Origin of the sequence: Planococcus sp. APC 3900 (assembly GCF_030407735.1) — a bacterium.
In the GTDB taxonomy this organism is placed as follows: Bacteria; Bacillota; Bacilli; order Bacillales_A; family Planococcaceae; genus Planococcus; species Planococcus notacanthi.
The window spans coordinates 29,903-52,923 of sequence record NZ_JASDCT010000007.1 but is presented as its reverse complement, the minus strand read 5'-3'; the positions used below and the strand labels follow the sequence as shown (position 1 = coordinate 52,923).

At 45.1% G+C, this 23,021-nt stretch carries 22 protein-coding genes; 9 read left to right on the top strand and 13 right to left on the bottom strand.

Translation table 11 applies throughout. The annotated features are described in order from the left end of the window. Positions 1–196 precede the first annotated feature (196 nt). The 4 genes from QMA04_RS14210 to QMA04_RS14195 all read left to right on the top strand — a co-directional run bounded on the left by QMA04_RS14210 (position 197) and on the right by QMA04_RS14195 (position 2,658). A complete protein-coding gene (locus QMA04_RS14210; RefSeq protein WP_191716603.1) occupies positions 197–760 on the top strand; it encodes an HTH-type transcriptional regulator Hpr in 564 nt (187 codons plus the stop codon). A gap of 100 nt (positions 761–860) precedes the next feature. After that, the gene (locus tag QMA04_RS14205) at positions 861–1,406 is read left to right on the top strand and encodes a DUF3267 domain-containing protein (RefSeq protein ID WP_203340961.1); all 546 of its coding nucleotides are present in this window, start codon (positions 861–863) and stop codon (positions 1,404–1,406) included. Positions 1,407–1,467: 61 nt separating this feature from the next. Continuing rightward, positions 1,468–1,653, top strand: coding sequence for a hypothetical protein (locus tag QMA04_RS14200; protein WP_006828367.1), 186 nt, complete (start codon positions 1,468–1,470; stop codon positions 1,651–1,653). A gap of 108 nt (positions 1,654–1,761) precedes the next feature. Then, positions 1,762–2,658, top strand: a complete 897-nt coding sequence (locus tag QMA04_RS14195) for a peptidylprolyl isomerase (protein ID WP_191716605.1) — start codon at positions 1,762–1,764, stop codon at positions 2,656–2,658. A 115-nt stretch (positions 2,659–2,773) separates the two neighbouring features. On the opposite strand, the gene yhaM is transcribed toward QMA04_RS14195, so the two are convergent. The 5 genes from yhaM to QMA04_RS14170 all read right to left on the bottom strand — a co-directional run bounded on the left by yhaM (position 2,774) and on the right by QMA04_RS14170 (position 10,069). Next, on the bottom strand, positions 2,774–3,712 hold the full coding sequence (gene yhaM / locus QMA04_RS14190; protein ID WP_191716606.1) for a 3'-5' exoribonuclease YhaM: 939 nt from the start codon (positions 3,710–3,712) through the stop codon (positions 2,774–2,776). Beyond that, on the bottom strand, positions 3,709–6,549 hold the full coding sequence (locus QMA04_RS14185) for an ATP-binding protein (protein ID WP_290186556.1): 2,841 nt from the start codon (positions 6,547–6,549) through the stop codon (positions 3,709–3,711). The genes yhaM and QMA04_RS14185 overlap by 4 nt, the downstream gene beginning before the upstream one ends. Before the next feature lie 4 nt (positions 6,550–6,553). Then, positions 6,554–7,771 (bottom strand): metallophosphoesterase family protein, encoded by a 1,218-nt coding sequence (locus QMA04_RS14180; protein WP_290186554.1) that lies wholly within the window; start codon positions 7,769–7,771, stop codon positions 6,554–6,556. 155 nt (positions 7,772–7,926) lie between these two features. Beyond that, positions 7,927–9,177 (bottom strand): ABC transporter permease, encoded by a 1,251-nt coding sequence (locus QMA04_RS14175; RefSeq protein ID WP_191716609.1) that lies wholly within the window; start codon positions 9,175–9,177, stop codon positions 7,927–7,929. Further along, complete coding sequence (locus tag QMA04_RS14170; RefSeq protein WP_191716610.1) at positions 9,170–10,069, bottom strand: ABC transporter ATP-binding protein; 900 nt, start codon at positions 10,067–10,069, stop codon at positions 9,170–9,172. Before QMA04_RS14170 ends, QMA04_RS14175 begins: the two co-directional genes overlap by 8 nt. A 127-nt stretch (positions 10,070–10,196) precedes the next feature. Between QMA04_RS14170 and QMA04_RS14165 the strand changes: the two genes are divergently transcribed. Next, positions 10,197–10,382: a YhzD family protein gene (locus QMA04_RS14165; RefSeq protein WP_191716611.1), complete on the top strand. Its 186-nt coding sequence runs from the start codon at positions 10,197–10,199 to the stop codon at positions 10,380–10,382. A gap of 97 nt (positions 10,383–10,479) precedes the next feature. Here QMA04_RS14165 and QMA04_RS14160 read toward each other — a convergent pair whose 3' ends face one another. The 3 genes from QMA04_RS14160 to QMA04_RS14150 all read right to left on the bottom strand — a co-directional run bounded on the left by QMA04_RS14160 (position 10,480) and on the right by QMA04_RS14150 (position 12,832). Continuing rightward, positions 10,480–11,259, bottom strand: a complete 780-nt coding sequence (locus QMA04_RS14160; RefSeq protein ID WP_290186553.1) for an enoyl-CoA hydratase — start codon at positions 11,257–11,259, stop codon at positions 10,480–10,482. A gap of 88 nt (positions 11,260–11,347) precedes the next feature. Beyond that, positions 11,348–11,695, bottom strand: coding sequence for a YlbF family regulator (locus QMA04_RS14155; protein ID WP_290186551.1), 348 nt, complete (start codon positions 11,693–11,695; stop codon positions 11,348–11,350). 21 nt (positions 11,696–11,716) lie between these two features. Further along, positions 11,717–12,832 (bottom strand): DUF445 domain-containing protein, encoded by a 1,116-nt coding sequence (locus tag QMA04_RS14150; protein WP_290186549.1) that lies wholly within the window; start codon positions 12,830–12,832, stop codon positions 11,717–11,719. A gap of 109 nt (positions 12,833–12,941) precedes the next feature. Here QMA04_RS14150 and QMA04_RS14145 point away from each other — a divergent pair, with 109 nt between their 5' ends. Next, entirely contained in the window at positions 12,942–13,145 is a 204-nt protein-coding gene (locus tag QMA04_RS14145) for a YheE family protein (RefSeq protein ID WP_146559143.1), read from the top strand. A gap of 109 nt (positions 13,146–13,254) precedes the next feature. Here QMA04_RS14145 and QMA04_RS14140 read toward each other — a convergent pair whose 3' ends face one another. Together QMA04_RS14140 and QMA04_RS14135 are read right to left on the bottom strand one after the other, a co-directional pair. Then, on the bottom strand, positions 13,255–15,009 hold the full coding sequence (locus tag QMA04_RS14140) for an ABC transporter ATP-binding protein (protein ID WP_290186545.1): 1,755 nt from the start codon (positions 15,007–15,009) through the stop codon (positions 13,255–13,257). Positions 15,010–15,011: 2 nt separating this feature from the next. Beyond that, positions 15,012–16,748 carry an ABC transporter ATP-binding protein gene (locus tag QMA04_RS14135; RefSeq protein ID WP_290186543.1) on the bottom strand — a complete coding sequence of 579 codons (1,737 nt, stop codon included), beginning with the start codon at positions 16,746–16,748 and terminating at the stop codon, positions 15,012–15,014. 668 nt (positions 16,749–17,416) lie between these two features. On the opposite strand from QMA04_RS14135, the gene QMA04_RS14130 reads away from it, so the two are divergent. Both QMA04_RS14130 and QMA04_RS14125 read left to right on the top strand, forming a co-directional pair. Further along, positions 17,417–17,935: a universal stress protein gene (locus QMA04_RS14130; RefSeq protein WP_191716617.1), complete on the top strand. Its 519-nt coding sequence runs from the start codon at positions 17,417–17,419 to the stop codon at positions 17,933–17,935. Positions 17,936–18,107: 172 nt separating this feature from the next. After that, positions 18,108–18,551: an arsenate-mycothiol transferase ArsC gene (locus QMA04_RS14125; protein WP_191716618.1), complete on the top strand. Its 444-nt coding sequence runs from the start codon at positions 18,108–18,110 to the stop codon at positions 18,549–18,551. A 156-nt stretch (positions 18,552–18,707) separates the two neighbouring features. On the opposite strand, the gene kynB is transcribed toward QMA04_RS14125, so the two are convergent. From kynB to chrA, 3 genes are read right to left on the bottom strand one after another with little or no spacing between them, the layout of a single operon-like run. Further along, entirely contained in the window at positions 18,708–19,331 is a 624-nt protein-coding gene (gene kynB, locus QMA04_RS14120) for an arylformamidase (protein WP_290186541.1), read from the bottom strand. Continuing rightward, on the bottom strand, positions 19,332–20,585 hold the full coding sequence (gene kynU / locus QMA04_RS14115) for a kynureninase (RefSeq protein ID WP_290186539.1): 1,254 nt from the start codon (positions 20,583–20,585) through the stop codon (positions 19,332–19,334). A gap of 19 nt (positions 20,586–20,604) precedes the next feature. Then, the gene (gene chrA, locus QMA04_RS14110) at positions 20,605–21,777 is read right to left on the bottom strand and encodes a chromate efflux transporter (RefSeq protein ID WP_290186537.1); all 1,173 of its coding nucleotides are present in this window, start codon (positions 21,775–21,777) and stop codon (positions 20,605–20,607) included. 323 nt (positions 21,778–22,100) lie between these two features. Between chrA and QMA04_RS14105 the strand changes: the two genes are divergently transcribed. Next, on the top strand, positions 22,101–23,003 hold the full coding sequence (locus QMA04_RS14105; RefSeq protein ID WP_290186535.1) for a cation diffusion facilitator family transporter: 903 nt from the start codon (positions 22,101–22,103) through the stop codon (positions 23,001–23,003). Positions 23,004–23,021: the final 18 nt, after the last annotated feature.

The window sequence follows — 23,021 nt, the reverse complement described above, 5'->3', positions numbered from 1 at the left end:
CTTTATCCCTTCTTTACAGAAGAACGGGCTAGAGCAGCTGCCTTCGGGCGGCTATTTTTTTTGCGTTTTATACGTAGAAAAAAGCAATAGATCAAGGGAATTTTTCAAATGTAAATTATTTTACTATTCTTACTTTAATTACGTTTGCTTTACTGCTATAATAAAGAAAATATTTCGGAGGAAAGTTGGTGCCTACATGAACGAGAAGGAATATACCATGAAAGAGGCTATGCTGTTTAGCCAGCGCATCGGACAATTGTCAAAAGCTCTTTGGAAAGCTGTAGAAAAAGACTGGCAGTTATGGATAAAACCTTATGACCTGAATATTAATGAGCACCATATCCTTTGGATCTCCTACCATTTAAAAGGAGCTTCCATCTCTGATGTCGCAAAGTTTGGCGTCATGCATGTTTCGACCGCTTTTAACTTTTCAAAAAAACTGGAAGAACGTGAATTGCTGTCTTTTTCAAAACGGGATACGGACAAACGCAATACATACGTCCAACTGACTGAGAAAGGCGAAAAGCTCATGCAGGAAATGATTGAAAATTATCACGAGACTCCCCATTCTGTAATAGACGGTTCTCTTCAACTGCGCGAACTGTATGGAAAATTCCCCGAGTTCATGGATATTATGGCGGTAATCCGCAACATTTACGGCGATGATTTTATGGAGATTTTTGAAGCTTCCTTTAAAAATATCGAGAACCGGTTTAGTGAAGAAAACCATGTAATTGTGCACCAGGAAAGCCAGCAATAATCAGTGAATTTCCAAAATTAATTTATGGTTGCATTTCCTAAAAAATCATTGTATTGTATGTATCGACTCAAAAATGATTTTAGTAATAGGAGATGCACATATGCACTGCTGGAAAACGATTAATGTAAAAAAACAATATGGATTTGACCGGCTTTTCATGATTTCAGCGCTTTTTGGAATCGCTGTTTTCATGGCCTCCTATATCGGACTGGCAATCGTATACGCTACACCTCTATCCGATCAGTATTTCCTATTATTCATCTTAGCCTTGCTTGCTATTTATCCGCTTCATAAGATTCTGCATTTTCTGCCGCTGATCGGCTGTTATAAGTCATTGAAACTTATTATTCGTAAGCAGATGAAAATCTGTCCGGCTATATTGCTTCATATAAATGAACCTGTTCCGAAAACCCGCTTTCTTCTCTCATTGGCTGCGCCTTTCCTTATCATGAACACAGCCATTGTGACGATGAGTACGTTGATGCCGGCCTATGGCCATTATTTTGCTATGCTGTTGGCCTATCATAGCGGGCTATGTTTAACCGATATCATCTATCTGCGGAATTTGGCACGTTCTCCGAAGTATGCATTAATCGAGGAAACAGACACCGGCTTTGAAATTCTTGTGCCGCCGGTGGTTAGTTGATTCCTGTTTTTTCTTCTCGGATTTGTTATACTAGGTTGTAAAGTCAGAGGGGAGGAAATTCATGATTATCGCATTCATCGTTATGTTCTCCGTATTTTACCTTTTCCAGATAAATCGGATGACATTAGCACTTGTCACTTCACGGGAAATTCCGGAAGAAAATCACCAGAAAATATTCCGTACCATTAATATATTGATTACAATACTATTGGTATCGTTGTATGTAGGCGTAGAATTTACACCTTAAATCCACTTGCCTCCTGGCAAGTGTCTTTTTTTAGGAAATTTACATTTCTTTGAATATTTATAGTAGAATAAATAATGCATCTAGATAGAAAGTTGGGAGCGAAATTCAATGAAAAAGTCCTTTTTAACAGTTACCCTGGCAGCATCCGTATTAGCCTTGGCCGCATGCAGTGATAGCGGAGATGGAGAAGTCATCGTATCTTCTGATGCTGGTGATGTAACAAAAGATGAGCTTTACCAAGAAATGAAAACATCAATCGGTGAACAGGCTGTACAGATTCTGATGATTGAAAAAGTACTTGCCGAAAACTACGAAGTGACCGACAAAGAAGTAGACGCAGAATACAACAGCAATAAAGAAGAATTAGGCGAAAGCTTCGATCAATTCCTTGCACAAAATAACCAAACGGAAGAAAGCTACAAGAAAGTCATCCGCTTGAATTTATTGCAGGAAAAAGCTTTGACTGAAGACGTTGAAGTAACGGACGAAGAAATCCAAGCACAATATGACCGCCAAGGTACAGAGTTGAACGCCCGCCACATTTTAGTGGCTGATGAAGAAACTGCCAACTCACTCAAAAAGGAATTGGATGAAGGCGGCGATTTTGCCGCATTAGCTGAGAAAAACTCAACTGATACAGGATCTGCCGCAAACGGCGGAAACCTTGACTGGTTCGGCCCTGGCGCAATGGTTCCTGAATTCGAGGAAGTTGCATACGGGTTGGAAGTTGACGAAATCAGCGAGCCTGTGGCATCTGAATTCGGATTCCATATCATCCAGGTTCTTGATAAGCGCAAGGTTGAAGACCAGCCTGCTTTTGAAGACCAAAAAGAAGATATCCGTTCTGAACTTGCAATCTCAAAAGCGGATCAAACCACATTGCTTCCAAAAGTCGCTGACTTGATGAAAGAAGCAAACGTTGAAATCAAAGACGAAGACCTGGAAGGCGCTTTGGACGACATCCTGAATCCACAACCCGCTCCAGAAGCTGCACCAGCAGAATAATACATGAATGCAAAACCCCCGCTTCCATTTTGGAAGCGGGGGTTTTCGGTCTTAAGAAACTATATTGTTTTAGCTCTTCATTTATTGTCCAGACTCCGGCAGCCATCTCTTCTAACTAAATTTTCGGTTTGTAGAAGGAACGGTTGTCCAAAGCGAAGACGCGTTCAGAAAACTCGCCTTCCTTGGTTTTTCCAAGAACGCGATCGAGCATCATCATCTTGGCATCAATATTATCGATATAATGCAGAATTTCCGCTTCTTTGATCATCGGTTTTTTCGGGCTGCCCCACTCTTCTTTGCCGTGGTGGGAAAGGATGATGTGTTGCAGCAGCATCACTTCTTCGCCTTCTATTTCCAGCTCTTCAGCCGCTTTTGCCACTTCCGTCACCATGATGGAAATATGGCCGATTAAATTACCTTCAACGGTATACGTCGTTGCAATCGGTCCGGAAAGTTCGATGACTTTGCCGATGTCATGAAGAATGATTCCCGCATACAGTAAATCTTTGTTCAACCCCGGATAAATTTCAATCAAGGCTTTTCCTAATTTCAGCATCGACACTACATGATCTGCTAAACCGGATACGTAATCATGATGATTGCGCGTCGCCGCAGGATATGTCAAAAATTGCTGCTGGTATTTTTTCAGCATAAAACGGGTAATGCGTTGAATCTGCGGGTTCTCCATTTCAAACAGATATTTCATCACTTCTTCCAGTAATTCATCCGTCGATTTTTCCGAAGACGGCATCAGATCTGAAATCGACTGGTTTTCCTCGGGCTTTGCCGGTCGGATGCTTTTGATCCGCAATTGGTTTTTCCCTCGGTAGTTATGGATTTCCCCTCCGACACGGACAATGGTTTCCGCTGCAAAGATTTTTTCCTGTTCATCTTTCGTATCCCATAACTTTGCTTCGATATCTCCGCTCTTATCCTGCAAAACCAATGAAATAAATGGATTGCCAGTAGTAGTGACTCCTTTGACTGATTGCTTAATCAGCAGGAATTCATCAACCGTTTCTCCAACTGCACGCTGTGTAATTCCTTTAGTCATGAATGAACGCTCCTTTCGGTGTTGGCCACCTTGATGATCTGCGCATTAGGCCAAGCCTCCTGCATACCCTCGTGGCAAGTAAAATAAATGAACTGGTGATCCTTTTGCAGCTCTGTCACTAAGTTTATCATTTGCTGCAGCCGACTGCGATCAAAATGGACAAAAGCATCATCCATTATGAGAGGAAACGGATGGCTTTCCTTCATTGATACGGCCAAAGACAGCCTCAAGGCCAGATAAGCCTGTTCTTTAGTTGCCTGGCTGAGTTCAGCAATCCGAAAATAAGTGCCGTCTTTCCGTTCCGCCTCAAAATACCCATCCATGTTCATGGTTAATCCGTGATAAGCGCCAGCAGTCAATTTGTTGAAGTAATGTTGGGCCTGAGTCAGTACTGCAGGCAGCTTCTTTTCTTTCAACTCATTCATCGTTCGGTTAACTGCTTCTATAATCGCTTTATTGATGGACCACTGTTTGGCTAGATCAGCGAATTCCGCTTTTTTCTCTTCAAAAAGCTGAAGCTTTTCTTCATAGGAGCTATCAGACAACAGATTACGGGTCACTTGCTGTTTGCCGGCCTGTTCAGCCAACAACCCATTTCGCTCTGTCTTCAGCGCTGCCAGGTGCTCTTCAAGCCGGCTAACAGCAAGCGGTGCATCATCCGGTTCCCATTCTTTTGGCAAGTCAATTTCACCGATTGTTTTTAATTGCCCTGAAACGAGATCCGCTTCTTTTTCCAGCTGTTGTTTACGCTCCCATGCATCGGCTGCCCCGTAAAAATCAAATGCATCTTTTGCTTGGGCATAATCCAGCAATACCTGCTGCTCGTTTTCAAGTTGTTGCTGAAAAGCAGCCAAACGACTGCTCTCCTGCTGCAATGTGGATTGTTGTTCTTTTATTTTAGCGTATTTCTCCTGCTGCTGTCTTCTCAATGACAGTTCGGAGCGCAGTGAGGGCATCAATTCACTGATTGCTAATTCTTTGCCGCATGCAACTTCCGCTTTCTTGAGCCATCCCTGCTGCTGGTCCTCCAATAAACCGATTTCATGTCCTAGCCGCTGCAAACGCGCATGGCCGGCATGCACGTTACGGAGTTTTTCGAATAGCTCCAGCACCATTGTCCGGCTGGTATCAGGCTGCATACCGATATTCTGCAGCATTTTCTGATAAGCGGCTTTTGCCGGACGTTGAAAATCCCCTATTGAATAAGTTGCAATTTCGTTTTTAATGGCATCCCGCTTTGCCATCAATCCGTCCAGCTGATGATCAAACTCCGCCACTTTTTTTGTGATTGTCTGGTATTCACTTTCTTTTTCCGCATAATTCTTCAAGACTGTCTGATATCTGCCCGACAACTCGCCAGGTTTTGCTGTATTGGAGAAGAGCCATGCCGCAGCTCCAACAGCCGCTAAGCCTGCAACAATCAGCAAAATCATGGATTGCGACATTCCGTAACCTGCGATAATGAGTCCCAACACAATCAGGGCGTAATTGACCACCCGGTTACTTCCGCCATTATTCGTCTGGAATTTTTCAGCTGCCTTAGCTTCTGCCAATTCAGCTGAAATGGCTGGCCATTCTTCAGCAGCCAACCGGTCTTTTCCAGTGGGTTCTCCTGCCAGGAAAGCGGTCAGTTCTTTTTCCGTTTGAGACAACCGGTCTTTTGCGTCCTGCCGATTGCGCAGCCGGAAACGTTCGTCTTCTTCTTCGACGTCCAGCTCTTGCAGGCACTTAAGCAATTGTTCTTCATTGCTTAACGACACATCAATGGCCATTGCCTGCTGCTCCGAAAGTCCGAGCAAAGCCAATGTCTCCTCGCGACTTTCCGACAGCTTTAGCCGCTCTTCACGCTTATCGTTTAGTTGACGGGACAAGTGATGCCAATCCGATTCCCGGTTCAACAGATTTTCCAATTCCACGGCCGGCTCAGCTTCTTCAATCGGCGGCAAGCTGTTTAGTTGCTGCGTTAAGTGGTCCACTGCTGCTTTTGCCTCTGAGAGTTTGTCGATCAGCCGATCCATCTGCCTTTTGCCATCCAAAGGAAATTGCACCTGCCCCAATTTGTTGAGTTGTTCTGTCAACGCATGTTGGTCAGCAATCAAAGGAGCAGCCTGCTGCCATTTACTGATTTTTTTCAATTCCTGTTCCGCTTCCGTTTCTTCTGCTTCAATGGAAGTCAAGCGTACATGAATTTCCTGCAGCCGCTCCAGATAGGGGCTGTATAATTCTGTGCGCTGTTTGTATTCCTTCAGCTGTCCTTCAATGTCCCGAAGCTCTTCAGCCCGCATATTCATTTCGGGATTACGCCCACCTTTTTTGAATAGCAGGGACATTTCCTTTTCAAGTTGGCTTTCCAGACGTGTCACTGCATCGATGCCTGTGGTTCCAGAAGCCAGCAGCGTGCGGCTCAGTTCCGTTTCACTGAGTGCATCAAGCCCCTGCAATTCATGGATGGAAAATGAAAAAATCGCCTCAAAGGAGGAGCGGTCGTAATTGCGCAACAGCTGCTTCAACTCGGCTTCTGCTCCCCGCCGGCCATCCGCAAACCAAACCGTAACATCTCCCGCTGATTTGCCTTTGATCCGTTCAATCACCACTTCCCCATACTGCGGGTCTGTTACATGGAGCTGGCCGCCGTATTTTCCGCCATTTTTCGGTTCATAGCGCAATTGTGCACCTTTGCGTGAAGGGAATCCAAAAAGAATCTGTACAATGAATTGCTGCATTGTGGTTTTTCCGGCTTCATTGGGGCCATAAAACAAGGCCATTTGATCCTGCAGATCGATGGTGCGGTTTTCATGCTTGCCAAAACCATAAATAATCATTTTTTCGATTTTCATGACATCACTCTCCTGCCTGCATGCTGCGCCGGATTTTTTGTTCGGCTGCCAGCTGAAGATCTGCGACGGCTTCATTTGCCAGCGGTTCCAAAAAGCGGCTGCTTTTCGGATGCCTGTATAAATCCTTCAGTACCGTCTTCCATTCTTCGATATCCCATTCTTCCATTGTCTGGATAAGGAGGGCTCCAAGCGGTGAAAGTTCGCCGTTATTTTCTATCTGCTCAAACCCAATCCCTTGAATCCAGACAAAGTGATCGAGTGTCTCCATCGATTCACGGAGCATTTCAAGTAATTCATTTTCCGGAATCTCTGCAATCAGTCCAAAACTCTCGGTATCCAGTTCAGTAAACATCACTTCCACAATTCCTGTCCCAATGGTTGCCCCATAAGCGCTGAGCTCTTTATGGCAGACATCAATCAATTCATTCATATGAAGAAGCCCTTTTGCTGAAATGGCCAACCGATCGAATTGGACGACGGATGTCGGGATGAAATCCAAAGAGGTGTCCGTTTTAGTCAAGGTAACATCATAAAAGCCTTTTGGTCCGGACTCCTTGAGATGGCGCCCTTGAATGTTTCCGGGATAAATGATTGACGGATCCTGATGAAGCTCCTGGCGTTTATGGATATGGCCAAGTGCCCAATAATCATAATGCCTGCTGAGCAACTGCTCTTTCCTGAATGGCGCATACACGGCATGTGACGCATCGCCGTCAAGGCTGCCATGCAGCATACCGATATGAAAACCGGCTGTCCCTCGCGCTTCCGGGTACTGCTCAATCATTGCTTCACTGATATGCCGTTTGCCGTAACTGAAACCGGTAAACACCACCTGCCCTCCTGCAGTTTCCAAAGTATATTGGGAGACTGCATCATCGAAAGCATGGACATTCTCCGGGAGTTCAAAACGTGTCCAATTGCCGCTCAAGTGATCGTGGTTGCCGTAGCTGATAATCACTGGAATCCGCTGTTCCTCCAGCCTTTTCATCCCCTGCTGAAAGCGGGATTGTGCACGGAGGCTGCGGTCTTCACCGTCGTAAATGTCTCCGACAATCAGCACAAAATCCGGCTGCTGTTCAAGGGCATACTGAATCAGCCGATCGAAAGCATCCATCGTGCTGTCTTTCAGCTTGTTCCACTGTTCTTTCTGTAAACCTTTCATGCCGACAAACGGGCTTCCCAAGTGTAAATCTGCCGTGTGGATAAATCGAATGGATTCCATAATTAACCCCTTTTAAAAGACCGAATATTTGTTCCTATTTTACCATGGAATTTCCATAAAAAAAACTGTTTGCAGAAAGTTTCCTGCAAACAGCCCATTTGGTTCGAATTTAAAGTAACGTCTCGTGATTCTTCAGCTGCGTTGAAGGCATATCCTTACTTGCTATTGCCCAAACGGATCGCTTTGCGGATGTCCTTCAGCGATTGCGACGAACCGTACATCAGCACTCCTCCTCGGTAAACACGGGCTCCGAACCAACCCAGAATTCCGATGGTCACCAGCATGATTGCAATCGACAACAGCGGCTCCCATAGCGGCAAGTCCAACATGCCGACACGCAGAAACATCACTAATGGCGCAAAGAATGGAATAAAAGAAGAAATGGTCACATAGCGGGCTTCCGGAATGGAAATCCCTGAAAATGCAATGAGCGATGCGATGATGATCAAAACCATCATCGGCAACATCAACTGCTGCACATCTTCAGTCCGGCTGACCAATGAACCGAGCAAGGCCGCCAGTACAGCATAGAGGAAATAACCCAGCAGGAAAAACAGAATGGCAAACAGGAACGTGCTGATCTTCACTTCCGAAAAGCCCATGACGCTGAAGAAACCTTCTGTCAGGTCCGTACCGGCCGTTTTTATGGCAAAATAACCGGCCAGTCCGAAAATCATCATTTGCAGAATACCCAAGCTGCCGATGCCTGCAATTTTCGCAAACATATGCTTAACTGGCGACACACTGGAAATGAGGATCTCCATAACACGGGATGATTTCTCTGTTGCCACTTCCATGGCAATCATGTTCGGGTAATAAATAACTGCTACATAAATGAGCATAATCAGGACATAAACCAGTCCTCTTGCCTGGCTTAATTCTTCCTGTGATTTGGATGATTCTGAAATGGCTTGCCGTTCAAATTCGACCGGCATAAACAATTGGCCTACCTGATTGTCATCCAATCCGAGTGATTCTGCCGTCAATGCTGTATGTATGGCTTGAACTGCAATTTCAATTTCACTGCCGCTCCCCATTTCGTTGGCAGATTCGGATACATAGCGGGCACTCAATTGCTCATTTTGCGTTAAAACCAAGTAATCATCGATTGTGCCTTCCGCAATGCTTTCCTGTAACTCCTCTTCAGTCAGATAAGTCGGAACAACTTGGATGCCACTGTCCAGTGCTTCCAGCTGAGCCTGCAGGTCCGGCACAAGGCCCGGAGCCTCTTCCAAAACATGCAGAACGTTTTCCTCTGTTTCATCACCATCAAAGACGGCGATAATATTCGATATATTCGCTAAGAGAAAAAAAGCCGCAACGACAACCAGTGTTGTAATGATAAAAGATTTTGTTCTTGCTTTAGTCATGAATGCCTGCTTGAAGATAATCCAGAAACTATGCATGGTGTTTCCCCACCTTTGCAATGAAAATTTCTTCCAAAGAAGGTTCTTCCAACGCAAAATGACGAAGTGTCCCCAACTCCATCGCTTTGGCCAACAAGACCTGTGCCACCTCTTCATCCGTTACTTGAAACAATGCGCCCTCTTTTGTTTTGGTGAAATTTTCGACACCCGGAAGAGCACTCAAGTGGCTGAGGTCGGCATCCACGTTCAAACGGACTTTTTGTTTGCCGAAGGAACGTTTCACTTCTTTAATCGATCCGCCAACCACGACTTTTCCACGATCCAAAATGCTCATGTCGTCGCATAATTCCTCTACGTGATCCATCCTATGGCTGGAAAAGACAATCGTTGCTCCTTGTTTCTGAAAGTCCAGAATGGCTTTTTTCAACATTTCCACATTGACGGGATCGAGTCCTGAAAAAGGTTCATCCAATATCAACAGTGAAGGTTTGTGCAATAGTGATGCAATCAGCTGGATTTTTTGCTGGTTGCCTTTTGATAATTCCTCCACTTTTTTCTGGCCATAATGAGGCACTTCAAAGCGTTCCAGCCAGCCAGCTGTTTCGCGTTTGGCATCTGTTTTTGACATCTTTCGCAGCTGCGCCAGATACACCAATTGATCTTCCACTTTCATTTTTGGATACAGACCGCGTTCTTCAGGCAAATAGCCGATATCTGGACTGCTGGCATATGTAATGGGTTTGCCTTTCCAACGGACTGTCCCTTGCGTGGGGTCCAATAAACCTAGAATCATCCGGAACGTCGTCGTCTTGCCGGCTCCGTTGGCACCGAGGAATCCGTGCATGCCTCCTTCTTCAATGGACAGCGAAAGATTGTCCACTGCGGTGAAATCACCGAACTTCTTTGTTACTTGTTCTACATATAAAGCCATTTCCATTCGCCCCTTCCTTTATATATACTACGAAGCATATGACGAAATGTTTCAAAAATTGCAGGACATTTTCACAGAAACCCTATATACTTAAAATGAATATCCATTCAGAAAGGATTGATTCTTCTTGAGGACTTACAAATTGACTGCATTCGAACAAACAGGCAAGCAGATAATGGACGAAACCTTCACTGCTGAAACTGATGAAGAAGCACGCGATAAAGGAAAAGCCATTTTGGAAGAAAAGGGATTGACCAAGCAAACGCATCGTTTGGCATCACCTGCCGGAAAACTTCTTCTTTTCCATTCATAGGAACCTAAAAAGCATGGCGGAGAAAATTTCCGCCATGCTTTTATATTTCACTTCAACTCCAACAGACAACAAAAAGATCTGTGGGTTTTTCTATATTTTATACACCTTTAAATTCGGGTTTGCGCTTTTCCACGAACGCCTGGATGCCTTCTAGATGATCGGCTGATTTCCGCATAGCTGACTGGGCTTTTGCCTCCATCTCCAGTACCTGTTCCAATTCTTTGACTTTCAATTGATGCAGGATATGCTTGGACGCCAATTTGGCGCTTAGCGGCGACGCAATCGCTTCAGCTGCGTAGCTTTCAGCTTGTTCAAGCCCGCGTCCTTCAGCTGTCACTTCCTCAATCAACCCTTTTGCCAATGCATCATGCGCTTTTAAAGTTTGTCCTGCCCATATAATCTGCTTGGCTTTCGGTACTCCGACACGTTCTTTCATAAAGAAATGGCCGCCGCCATCCGGCACCAGTCCAATGCCGATAAAGTTCATCGCCAATTTGCTGTTTTCTTCCGCGATGACATGGTCGCATGCCAAGGACATGCTGAAACCGAGTCCTGCTGAGGCTCCGTGAATTGCCGCAATTGTAATTTGCGGAAGCGTATAAAGTGCTTTCGCCAATCGGCTGACATCTTTCATGACCAATTCGATATCCATCGGATTTTCCGGATCCATCATTTCTTTGATGTCTCCACCCGCTGAAAACGCTCTGCCTTCGCCCCGGATGATCAGCACTTGCAGTGTGCTGTCCTTCAGCAGCGATTCAAAGCAATCAGCCAGCTCTTTCATCATGGTTCCGTTCATTGCGTTCATGGATTTGGGACGATTCAAAACCAAATGGCCAATCCGTCCCTGCTTTGTCAATTCAATCGTTTCATACATAAAAAAAGACACCCCTTCGTAAAAATGAATTGTCATTCACGTTTACGTATTCGGTGTCTCCTTTAAAAAATCCTCTATTTATTTAAAATTACATGCTTTCGTATAACGCCTGTACCGGTTTGATCAAGACACGGTTCACTTCTTCGATCATTTGGCTCAATCCCATTTCCGCTTCAAGCATAGCCAGGATTTTTTCGTTTTGCTGAGCAGCTTGTGCAGTGCTCTGCGCGTCCATCATTTCTTCTTCTGTGATTTCTTCGCCTTGAGTCTGTTTTTGCTGAAGAGAAATCTGCAAATCGCGGAAGCTTTTGAACAATTCGTTCGCTTCGTTGTCTGCAGTCACTTGTGCTACGGCTTCTTCTAATTTTTTGAACTCATCTGTAGAACGGAACGTGCTTTCCAATTTGTTGATGTCGTCGTAAATGTTTACTGCCATTTTCATCAATCTCCTCTGTAATTAGTTTAGTACCATGACGAAAATCCCTTGGAAGATTCCGATGAATCCTCCCAGAAATGCGCCCAATACGGTAATCATCTTAAATTCTCTCCGTGATATCCCAAGCACCAATTCTTCCAGGCGGCTGAGCGGCAGAGAATCGACTTGCTCTTTCACCATACCTTCCATATCAATCTTCAATATGGTTTCTTCCAATTTATGCTCTGCTTGCTCGAAGACAAAGTCTGTCACAAGTGGAGTAATATTGACACTTGTCCATTCTAACCCTCCTGGCCAAGTCTCTGCAAGTGTTGCGTTTAAACGGCGGGATACCGCCGCTTTTTCACGGACATATTGTTTGACTGCTGCCAATGCCGTATCAAAGTCGAATTCTTTCAGCAGTTCATCGGCTCTCCGGTCCTGGACTTTTTCCCATTCGCTGAATGCTAATGTTCCGACCAATTCAAACGTACGCGGCGAGTTAAGGAATTTGATGATCTCTGGTTGGATGCGGTCAACTAATGGCCTTGACTCGCCAAGAAGCGAATGCAGCATATGCCCGAAGCGCCCGCGCGACTCCAGGAATTCATCCAGCAATGACTTGATGGTCTGTCTGCCATGCGGCGATTCAAAGTAAACCGTCCCTTGATCGATTGCGTACTGTACTCCTTCAAATAACTTTGTTTCCGCTTCCGCTTTCCAATTGTCCGGCATCAATTCACGAATGGTTTTCCCTTCAATGTATGCTTGCAGCGAATCTTTCTGAAGCTCGACCAATTCATCCAATTTGCCTTCAATTTTAACATCCACACCGGTTTGTCCTGCTGCCAACAGCCAATCGTTAAACGATTTTGGCGAATCGAATACGTGTTTATTCAGCTGCCGATTGATCCAGTTTTCTACTTTCACACGCATTTCATCATTGAAAAAACGTTTTTTGAAGGTTTCTGGAGTCAACAAATGCTCAACCACGGTACGGCCCAATTGACGGGATAATTCATCTCTTCGTTTCGGAATCAACCCAGGCGTAAAGGGCATGCGCCATTTTCCAATGTATTTTGCTTCGTAAGGCCAGAATAGCATCTTGATCGCCAAGTGATTTGTCAGGCCACCGATCAGCGCGCCTACAATTGCCATAAAAACTAAAGTCCCTATAATATTCACTTTTGTCACTCATTTCTTTTTCTGCTTTGTGTATTTCCTGGAATCCCCTATAATAGAAAGAGTATAGCAAAGGGGGATCTGCATGCTTCAACATTTTAAATTTAAGCCGATGTTCGAAAATCGTCAACTGCCGGGGTGGGACATTTCCTTTTTCTATAAAAACGAACGGATCACTGGAGAATACCATCCGGATGGCAGCATCGTTTGGCGCTCTAAACCGCCTCAAGATGAAGAAACCATCAAAACAATGATTCACGAGCTGATGCTCTATCATGTATACGATTAAAGCGCTGGAAAGTTCCAGCGCTTTTTTTCGTCCGCTCTTTCAATTATAGGGAACACCGGAAGAATTGAACAGCGAGAGCTTCTCGACAAATAAAAAAGGGAATGCCCCTTTACCCAACTGATTGGGTTTGGGACATTCCTGATTGGATTTTGTACATTTGGAAATAGGTGCCGCCAAGCTTCATCAATTCTTCATGAGAACCCGCTTCGGCAATTTCTCCTTTTTCCAGGACCAATATACGGTCAGCATTTTTAATCGTCGACAAGCGATGCGCAATGATGAATGTCGTTCTCCCTTTTTTAAGGACATCCATGGCATGCTGGATGATTTCTTCCGTTTCTGTATCGATATTGGAAGTTGCTTCATCCAGGATTAAAATCGCGGGATCAAATGCCAAAGCTCTGGCAAAAGAGACCAATTGCCGTTGACCGGAAGAAAGGGTACTGCCTTTTTCCACTACCGGCTCATCGATGCCTTTCGGCAAATGATTCAATACTCGATCGCCTCCGACTGCCGCTAGCGCATCGACCACCATTTCCCTGGTAATCCGTTCATCACCCAGCGTGACATTCGATTCGATTGTTCCACTGAACAGGTACGGATCCTGCAGCACAATCCCCATATGCTCCCTGACTGCTTGTCTCGGCATATCGTTGACATTGGTGCCGTCAATCGTGATGGCACCATCCGATACATCATAGAAACGGAACAGCAGGTTCATAATCGAGCTTTTTCCGGAACCCGTATGGCCGACTAAAGCCACTGTTTCTCCTTGCTTCGCTTCAAATGAAATATCTTTCAGAACATATTCCTGCTCCTTATAAGCAAACCAAACATTTTCAAAACGGACATTGCCTTGATAGCGAGCTACCTTTTTGTCCACTACAGGCTCCCCTTTTTGATCCAGCAGACGGAATACCCGTTCAGCCGCCACCAAAGCCTGCTCTAAGCGGCCGAACTGATTGACGATACCGTTGATTGGATTGAAGAGACGGATAATGTAATCGATAAACGCATATAGGACACCGACCGTCACAACTGCGCTGCCGGACATGGACGCTCCCCCGAAATACCAGACAAACAAAATGAACGTCATGGAGCGGAGCACGCCCACTAAGTTATAGGAAGCCGCTCCTTCAAGCACCAATAATTTCTTCTGGTATTTATAATGTTCATCGTTCAGTTCAGCAAACTCATCCTTCATCTGGCGCTCACGGCGGAACGCCTGAATAATCGTCATGCCTTGAATCGATTCATTGATCATGGCATTCATTTCACTGACTTTTTCCCGTACCACATGATTGTAGCGGGCCGCATATTTTCGGTAGACCAACATCCAGACATACAGCAGCGGAATCAAAACCAGGGTCATCGCAGCCATTTTCCAGTCAAGGTAAAACAAGGCGATGTAAATACCACCCATATACATGAAACTGGTGGCAAATTCAGACAAGACAGTCACAAACAAGTCACGGATGGCTTCTGTGTCATTGGTGATGCGCGATACCACCTTACCCGCCGGCAAATTGTCAAAATAGCGGATCGGCAAGGCTTGTGTATGCTCGTAGACATCATTGCGCATCTTGCGAATAATCCGGTTAGCTCCCTTCTGCAAAAGAATGGATTGCCAATACCGGAAAATCGCCGTAACAATCGCCAATGCGAAAAACAAAGCCAGCAGATAAGCAATCGGTTCAAAGTCCAACGCATCTCCTGAAACGGCTATGTGGTTATCGATAATTTCCTTGGCAATCAGCGGCGCTGCCAAATCGGCAGCTACTGCAATCGCCAGCATCACCAATCCCAAAATCAGCACAGATTTAAAATTTAAAGCATATTGTACTAAACGTCTTCCTGTTCCCATGACTACACCTCCTCGATTTGCTGTCGGAGGTATTGTTCGTTATACCAGCCATTCGTTTCCAGCAAATCACCATGAGTTCCTTCTTCAAGTATCTTGCCATCTTCCAGCACCACAATCCAATCGGCGTGCTGTACTGCAGACAGCCTGTGCGTAGTGATGATCGTAGTTTTACCGGAACGTTCTGCCTGGATATTTTCAATGATGCGTGCTTCCGTTTTCGCATCGACGGCTGACAGCGAATCATCAAGAATCAGGATTTCCGGATTCTTGATCAAAGCACGCGCAATAGAAATCCGTTGTTTCTGTCCTCCGGATAAAGCTACGCCTTTTTCACCGACCAGCGTATCCAGTCCATTCGGCAACAAGGCCAAATCTTTTTCGAAATAGGACAAGCGCAGCGCTTCAATCAATTCTTCTTCACTGGCATCCGATTTTCCGAACAGGATATTTTCCCGGATTGTCCGTGAAAACAAGACATGGTCTTGAGGCACATAACCAATCCAACTGCGCAATTGGTCTTTCGTCAATTTCTTTAATTCAATGCCATTCATCAAAATAGATCCTTGTCCCGTCGGATACTCTCTCATCAATTGTTTGACGAAAGTCGTTTTTCCGCTGCCCGTCTTGCCGACAATGCCGAGTGTTTGGCCACTGTTCATGGACAAATTGATGCCTTGTAGATTGATGGCATTAGACTGTGGATAAGTGAAACTGAAGTCCTTGAAGCCGATTCGTTCCGGCAGCCCTGTTATTACGGGTTCTTTTGGATCCGTTACGTCTTCCGGATATTCCAATGTCTCATTGACACGGTCAAGGGAAGCATTGCCCCGCTGAAGAATATTGATCAGTTCGCCGATTGCAAACATCGGCCAGACAATCATGCCCAAATAGACATTGAAAGCGACCAGATCTCCAAGCGACATGGTTCCTTCCGCCACCAGAAACGCTCCATAACCGAGCCCGATCATATAACTGATAGCAGTCAGCACCTTGGTCACTGGAGCAAACAGCGCATCGATCCGCTCAACAGCCATGTTTTTCTCATAGACATCATCGGTCATCTCAGCAAATTGCTGCTCTGACGCACGTTCTTGGACATATGCCCGAATCACCCGAACGCCTCCGACTGATTCCAAAACACTGTCATTCATATCTCCAAACGCTTCCTGTGCTTCCATATAGCGCACGTGGATCTTTTTGCCCAGCATCTGAACGATAATTGCCAGTATCGGCAAAGGAATCATCGCCAGGAACGTCAATTCCCAAGACACCAGCATCCCCATAGCCACAATGATGGTCGCCATGTATAAAGTCGAGTCCACCAACGTCAAAATACCAAATCCGGCTGTTTCGGAAATCGCCTTCAAGTCATTTGTTGAACGGGCCATTAGATCACCTGTCCGATTTTTCTCGTAAAAAGTCGGTGTCATCTTCAGGAAATGCCCCATTAAACTTGACCGCAATTGGCGTTCAATGACATAGGCTCCGCCAAACAATTGATACTGCCAGACAAAGTTGATGAAGTAAGCCAACACCATCGCCACGGCGAGAACAGCAATATACTGCCACATCAATTCTGCCGTCAGTTGTTCCTGTGCGATCGAATCGATGGCGACCCCAATCAGCCAGGGCGGAATAATTTCTATAATATTTGCAATGAAAAGCAGGCCGATAGCTGTGGTGTATCGCACCCAATTTTCTTTAAAAAACCATCTTAATTTCCATAACACATCAAACATTACTTACGCCTTCTTTCTTTTTCCCGTTGGCTAATCGCCTTCTAACGATTCCTTAATCATGATTTTCCCTTTTTGAATTTGTTTCATCTCCAACATCTCCTCGTATTTTTTTATCCCGCTTTAACGTTCAGTACGACTCCTTCTTCTCCGAGTGGGAGTCTACTGTCCGTAAAAGTCCGATTGGATCAACTAACACTCAGTGGGGAAAAACTTCCACTGAGTGAAGTTTCTCTTTATTTAAACAGTTAAAAAACTGAATAAAACACAAAAAAGCGCACGCCTGGTTTATGGGCGCACGCTCATATAAACAAGACAAGGTAGCAGACCCGTCCTGTTTACTTCTAATTCCGAAATAAATTCAAAGAATAATAACAGAAGGGTCTGGCGATGATATTAAATTGATTGAAGTTGTATTTTTAAACTTTTCCATCGTCATTACCTCCTTTTCTCTTATCCCGCGTTAACGGTCAGTCCGATTTGATCAACTAACACTCAGCAAAAATTCGAAACTGACTGAAGTTTCACTTTATTTGTTAAATCAAGAGTACCAAAGTCTTTTTTGAATTGTCAACATTTTTCGAAAATAAATTTTCCAAAAAATAGCGGATGTTTCATTCTGAGGTCTGAGGGTAATTTAGAACTAAGAGAATAAGGCGAGGTGAAAGGAAATGTATAAAAACATTGCAGTGGCTTATGATGGATCTGACGGAAGCCGGATTGCATTCGATAAAGCTGTTGAATTTGTTAAAGCGTTGCCCGATACCAAACTTTCAGTGATTTATGTCAATGAAGATTATCGTGAGAGTGTCGGTTACATGAGTACAGGCACTGCTTCAGCTCCCGTAATCTCAGCAAATGTCGACAGTAATTATGCTCAGTTCATGCCACCTGAAATTGGCGATGAAGGTTACCGGCCACCAAACGACTACGATAACTCAACAGTGGAATATTCAAAGCACATGCATAACTCTATCCAGCAGCAATTGGATATACACCAAATTAAAGCTTCCGTACTGGCTCTGGAAGGAAATGCAGCTAAAACGATTGCCGCTTTTATCGAAGAGCAGAAGATTGACTTACTGGTCATCGGCAACAGCGGAAAATCGGGATTGCAGAAATTCTTTGTGGGTTCAGTCAGCAAAAAGCTGATCAAAGATTCAGCCAGCTCCATTTTAGTCGTCAAATAAGAAACCCGGTCTGCTGGACTTATATAACCATCAGCAGTACCGGGTCTTTTTAGCATAAAAGTGAAAAACGATCACATTTTCATCACAAATTGAGCAGTTTAACTTTACGATAGATGGGTAAAGATTACTAGTAGCAAAATTCAGTTCGACCAATAGGAAGAAGGGATCACCCATGCCAAGACATACTGTTTATTTTCTATCTTCTCACCAGGACCGTGGATTGATGGCTGAAATCTGGGCTAATCGATTAATGCTTCCTGACTGGGAAATTCGCAGCGCTGCATGGACGCAAAGCCCTCAATCTTCTTTCAATGAAATTCCTCTAGAAGTAATGAAAGAAGTGATATTGGATTTGCCGCCAGTTGAACCACGCAAATATAATTCTGAAGAAGTGAGTGAAGCCGATCTGATCATCGCTTTACATGATGGAGAGCTGGAGCATGGAGATATCCCAACGGATCTACCGAGCCAAAAATTACTGCGATGGGACATTCGCAACCCCGAGCTGCGCAGTAGCGACAGCATTGAACAATGGGCACTTTATCAGGAAATTTGCGACGAAATCGCTGTGAATATAAAAAACATGGAACCTTATTTCCGTGCAGATTACGTATAAAACCTTCACCGGTATATTGGTGAAGGTTTTGTGCGTCTTATAGATATTTTTCGCTAAATTTTATTCCAGAGTTCCGAAGGCGCCGGATCAGCTGAACGTTGCAACAGGAAATCTCACTTTTAGTTCATGGTCCACTAAACGGGCGCTTGTGCTTTTCTAACTATACAAAACCGCTCGGACCGGACTCCCGTCCCCGCCTTTAATCTTCAAGGGCAATGCCGCTAATCGGTAAATCCCTTCTGCTACATCATCGAGTACGATCCCTTCCAAGATAAAGCGCTGATGCCGGTTCATTGCCTGATGCATCGGCAATTCCTTGCTGGTCTCGGGATCGACCGACGGCACATCCACTCCTAAAAGATTGACTCCATTGTCAGCCAGCCATTGGGCAATCGATACATCGAACACTGGCCAGGTTTCTGGAAATACAGTTCTGTTTTTCCAGGAAGCCGTTTTCAACAAGACAGCTGTAACGCCTTCTTCTAGTGGTTTCAAATCAGATGAATTGATTTTTTTTAGTCCACTGACGTCCATGACCTGTGCTTTGCATAAATAAATATCCAATGGCAGTTCATGCGTTTTCAGCCCTTGGTCATCGTAATGAAAAGGTGCATCGATATGAGTGCCGATATGGGTACTGGTCTGCAGTTTTCCAACATTTACAGAGCCGCTTTCCTGCTTAGTCACAGAAAGGTCATAGCTAAACGGCACATCTCCCGGCCATTCCGGCGTTGTGCCACTCAATTCCATCGAAATATCAATAATCTTCTCAGGTTTCATTCAAGCCACCACATTTCGTTCGTTGCTGAAGTTTTTATAAGTTTCATTTTCCATAATGCTCTTCAGCTTTTCTGCTACCTGTTCAACATCACTGAAGGATGTATAAAAAGCAATTGGCGCCAATCGAATAATGTTCGGTGCGCGAAAATCCGGAATGATTTTTGCTTCTTTCAAGGCTTTGCAGATTCTAGCGGCTTCCGGATGGGCAAAAGCGATATGCCCACCTCTGGCATCGTTCTCCATTGGTGTCACATCAACCAGTTCAGGAATCTGTTGGCCAATAAGCTGTCTTAGAAGAGTTGTCAGCTGCAGCGATTTTTGGCGGATTGCTTCAATGCCTGCTTCTTCGAACAGTTCCAGGCTGCCCAGAAGAGGGGCCATACTGAAAATATGCGGTGTGCCGATCTGATAGGCGCCTGCTCCTTCAGCTTTGGAAAATTCATGATCCATATCGAACTGGCGCGTCTTATCAGATCCGAACCAGCCAGCATTTCCTGGCAACAGGTGATGATGCCGTTCATGCAAATAAAGGCCGCCAGTTCCACCCGGTCCGGAGTTCATGTATTTATAATGGCACCAAACAGCAAAATCCACACCAGCGTCATGAAGTTCGTGCGGCATAGCGCCAATTGAGTGCGCTAAATCAAAGCCCACTAGAATGCCTTTTTGATGGGCAGCTTCTGCAATTTCCCGGATCGGCAACAACTGGCCACTTCGGTACAACACAGACGGCAACAGCAATATAGCCACGTCGTCTGTCAGCTGTTCAATAATATCAGCCAGCTCCAGTGTATACCCGTCCCTGCTTCCCACTTTGCGCATTGCTCTCGCCGGATCCAGCCCCCGCAAACGGAGTTGGCTTTCCACCGCGTAAATATCCGACGGAAAATTCAAATCATCCACGACGATTGCAAACCGTTCAAGCGTCGGCTGGAACACTGTCGACAGCATCTGATGGATGTTTGAGGTGATCGATCCCGTCACCATCACTTCATGCGGCTGTGCACCTACTAAAGGCGCAACACGCGCACTCAACGATTCCGCTAACGTAAACCACGGATGCTCCCCTTCGGTCCATCCATCGATACCGAATGTCTTCCAGCTTTCCATCAAGTTCTGCAATGCTGTTTCTGCTCGCTTGGACATCAATCCAAGGGAATTGCCGTCCATGTACATCATTTCTTTCTCCACAAAAAACTCCTGTTTAAAATTCGCCAACGGATCCTGTTGATCCAATCTTTTGCCTGAATTCATTTCCATCCCCCTCTAGCCATTAAATCGCATAAGCGACTGCGCCTAGAACTGCCGTCACCAGTACGACAATCCAAGGAGCCAGTTTAAAATAGACTAACATTGTAAAGGCGATTATCGCAATTGCAAAGTCGACAGGGCCACGGATTCCTGATGTGAAGACAGGATCGTACAAAGCAGCCAGCAAAATTCCGACCACACTTGCATTAACCCCTTTCAGTGCAGCTTGCACACCGGATTTTGTCCGGATAATACTCCAAAACGGCAAAGTTCCCACGATCAGCAAGAATGATGGCAAAAACATGGCAATCACAGCAATGACAACTCCCCATCCCCCATTCATCAATTGCCCCAAGTAACCAGCCAGGGTAAAGAGTGGTCCAGGAACAGCCTGTGCCGCACCATAACCGGCAATAAACGAATCCGGTGTCATCCAATCCGACACTACTTCACGCTCCAGCATCGGCAGTACAACATGTCCGCCGCCGAAAACAATCGAACCGACACGATAGAAGATATCAAAAATTGCAAAGGAAGCAGACTCGATAAACGGGCGGATCAGCGGCAAACCGATCAACAAAGCCGCAAAAATCGACCAAGCCGCAATGCCGGTTTTTTTGCCGAAACTTAATGCCAGCTTCACAGGTTCCGGTGCATCTTCCTTACGGTAAATGGCATATCCCAGGACGCCTGCTAGAACAATCACTCCAATTTGAGCCCAAGTGGTCGGTATTAATAAAATCACAATAGCTGCTCCTACGGCGATTGCAATCCGTTGCCTATCAGGTGCCAGATTTTTGCCCATACCTAAGAGAGCGTGCGCCACTACAGCCACCGCTACAATTTTTAACCCCTGTATCCATCCGCTGTCGAATGAACCATTGGTGACAAGCAGTGCAAACAATACCAATAAAATGACCGAAGGCATTGTAAATCCGAACCACGATAAAAACCCACCGAACATTCCGCCTCGCAGCATTCCGATGGAAATCCCCACCTGAGAACTTGCCGGTCCCGGAAGGAATTGGCAAAGAGCCACTAAGTCTGCGTAGGCCTTGTCATCCAACCACTTTCTTTTCGTGACATACTCATCTCTGAAATAACCAATATGCGCTGCCGGTCCTCCAAAGGACGTCAGCCCCAATTTCGTAGATGCCTTTAAAATTTCTGCATAGTTGTTTTTTTTCTTAGCCATAGTCCTCTCCTTTAAAAAAATTATTCTCACTTCAAGTATAATCTTTTGCTTATATAAGTGAACATTAAATTTATGTAAAGATTATGAACCGACCTGTCATAAAGTCATTTACTATTGACATTGCTGAAAAAGACATTGATACTATTTAAAGACGCTTTGTTAATCTCTATTTCTGCATGCCTGTCGAATCGGGCTTATATTCGGGTCCAGTTCAACATTACCAAAATACAGTCCACAACTTATATGATAGATAAAGATCATGAAGCGGCCCTCCTTTGAGGGTCGTTTCACTTTGTTTCAGAGACTTGGAGGCGGGAAACTTTATGGACCTGTATACAAATTTGCGCAAAGGGGAAAAAGGTGCCTGGATCAGTATCGGTGCGTACGTCTTCCTCAGTGCCATTAAACTAACTTTCGGTTTTTGGGGTTCTTCTGAAGCCCTTAAAGCTGATGGTTTAAACAACTTGACGGATATTATCGCTTCAATCGCGGTCCTCGTTGGTCTGAGGATTTCCCAGAAGCCGCCGGACGAAAACCATCACTATGGACATTTGCGCGCCGAAACCATTGCCTCCTTGTTGGCTTCGTTCATCATGGCGGTTATCGGGCTGCAAGTTCTGATGAATGCGGTCCGTTCGATTTTCGAGCCGGTTGCTGAAGTTCCTTCTTTATTCACCGCCTGGATCGCTTTTTTCTCCGCTATCGTCATGTATGGCGTCTATCGCTATAATTTAAAACTCAGCAGGGAAATCAAGAGCTCGGCGGTCCGTGCCGCAGCCTATGACAACCGTTCAGATGCACTGGTCAGTATCGGTGCCGGAATCGGAATCATCGGTGCAATTTTCGGAGCACCTATCCTTGATATCATTACAGCTTTCATCGTCGGGTTGATCATCATCAAGACCGCACTGGATATCTTCAAAGAGTCTGTCATTACCTTGACGGATGGCTTTGACGAAGATGAAGTGGAGACCTTGTCTGTGCTGGTAAGAAGAGTCCCCGGTGTCATTACACTGCGTGACTTTAAAGGACGCAACCACGGCAATGTCATGTTCATCGATTTGACGGTCAGTGTCGCTCCTAACTTGAATGTAGTGGAAAGCCATTGGATTACTGAAGAAATCGAACGCAAAATCCAAAAGGTGAAACCGCATTGCGTCATTCTCGTCCATATTGAACCGGATTATTCTTTTACGGCCGCTCAGGAAGATGACTTTGACGAATAAATGAAGTAAGATGCTCAA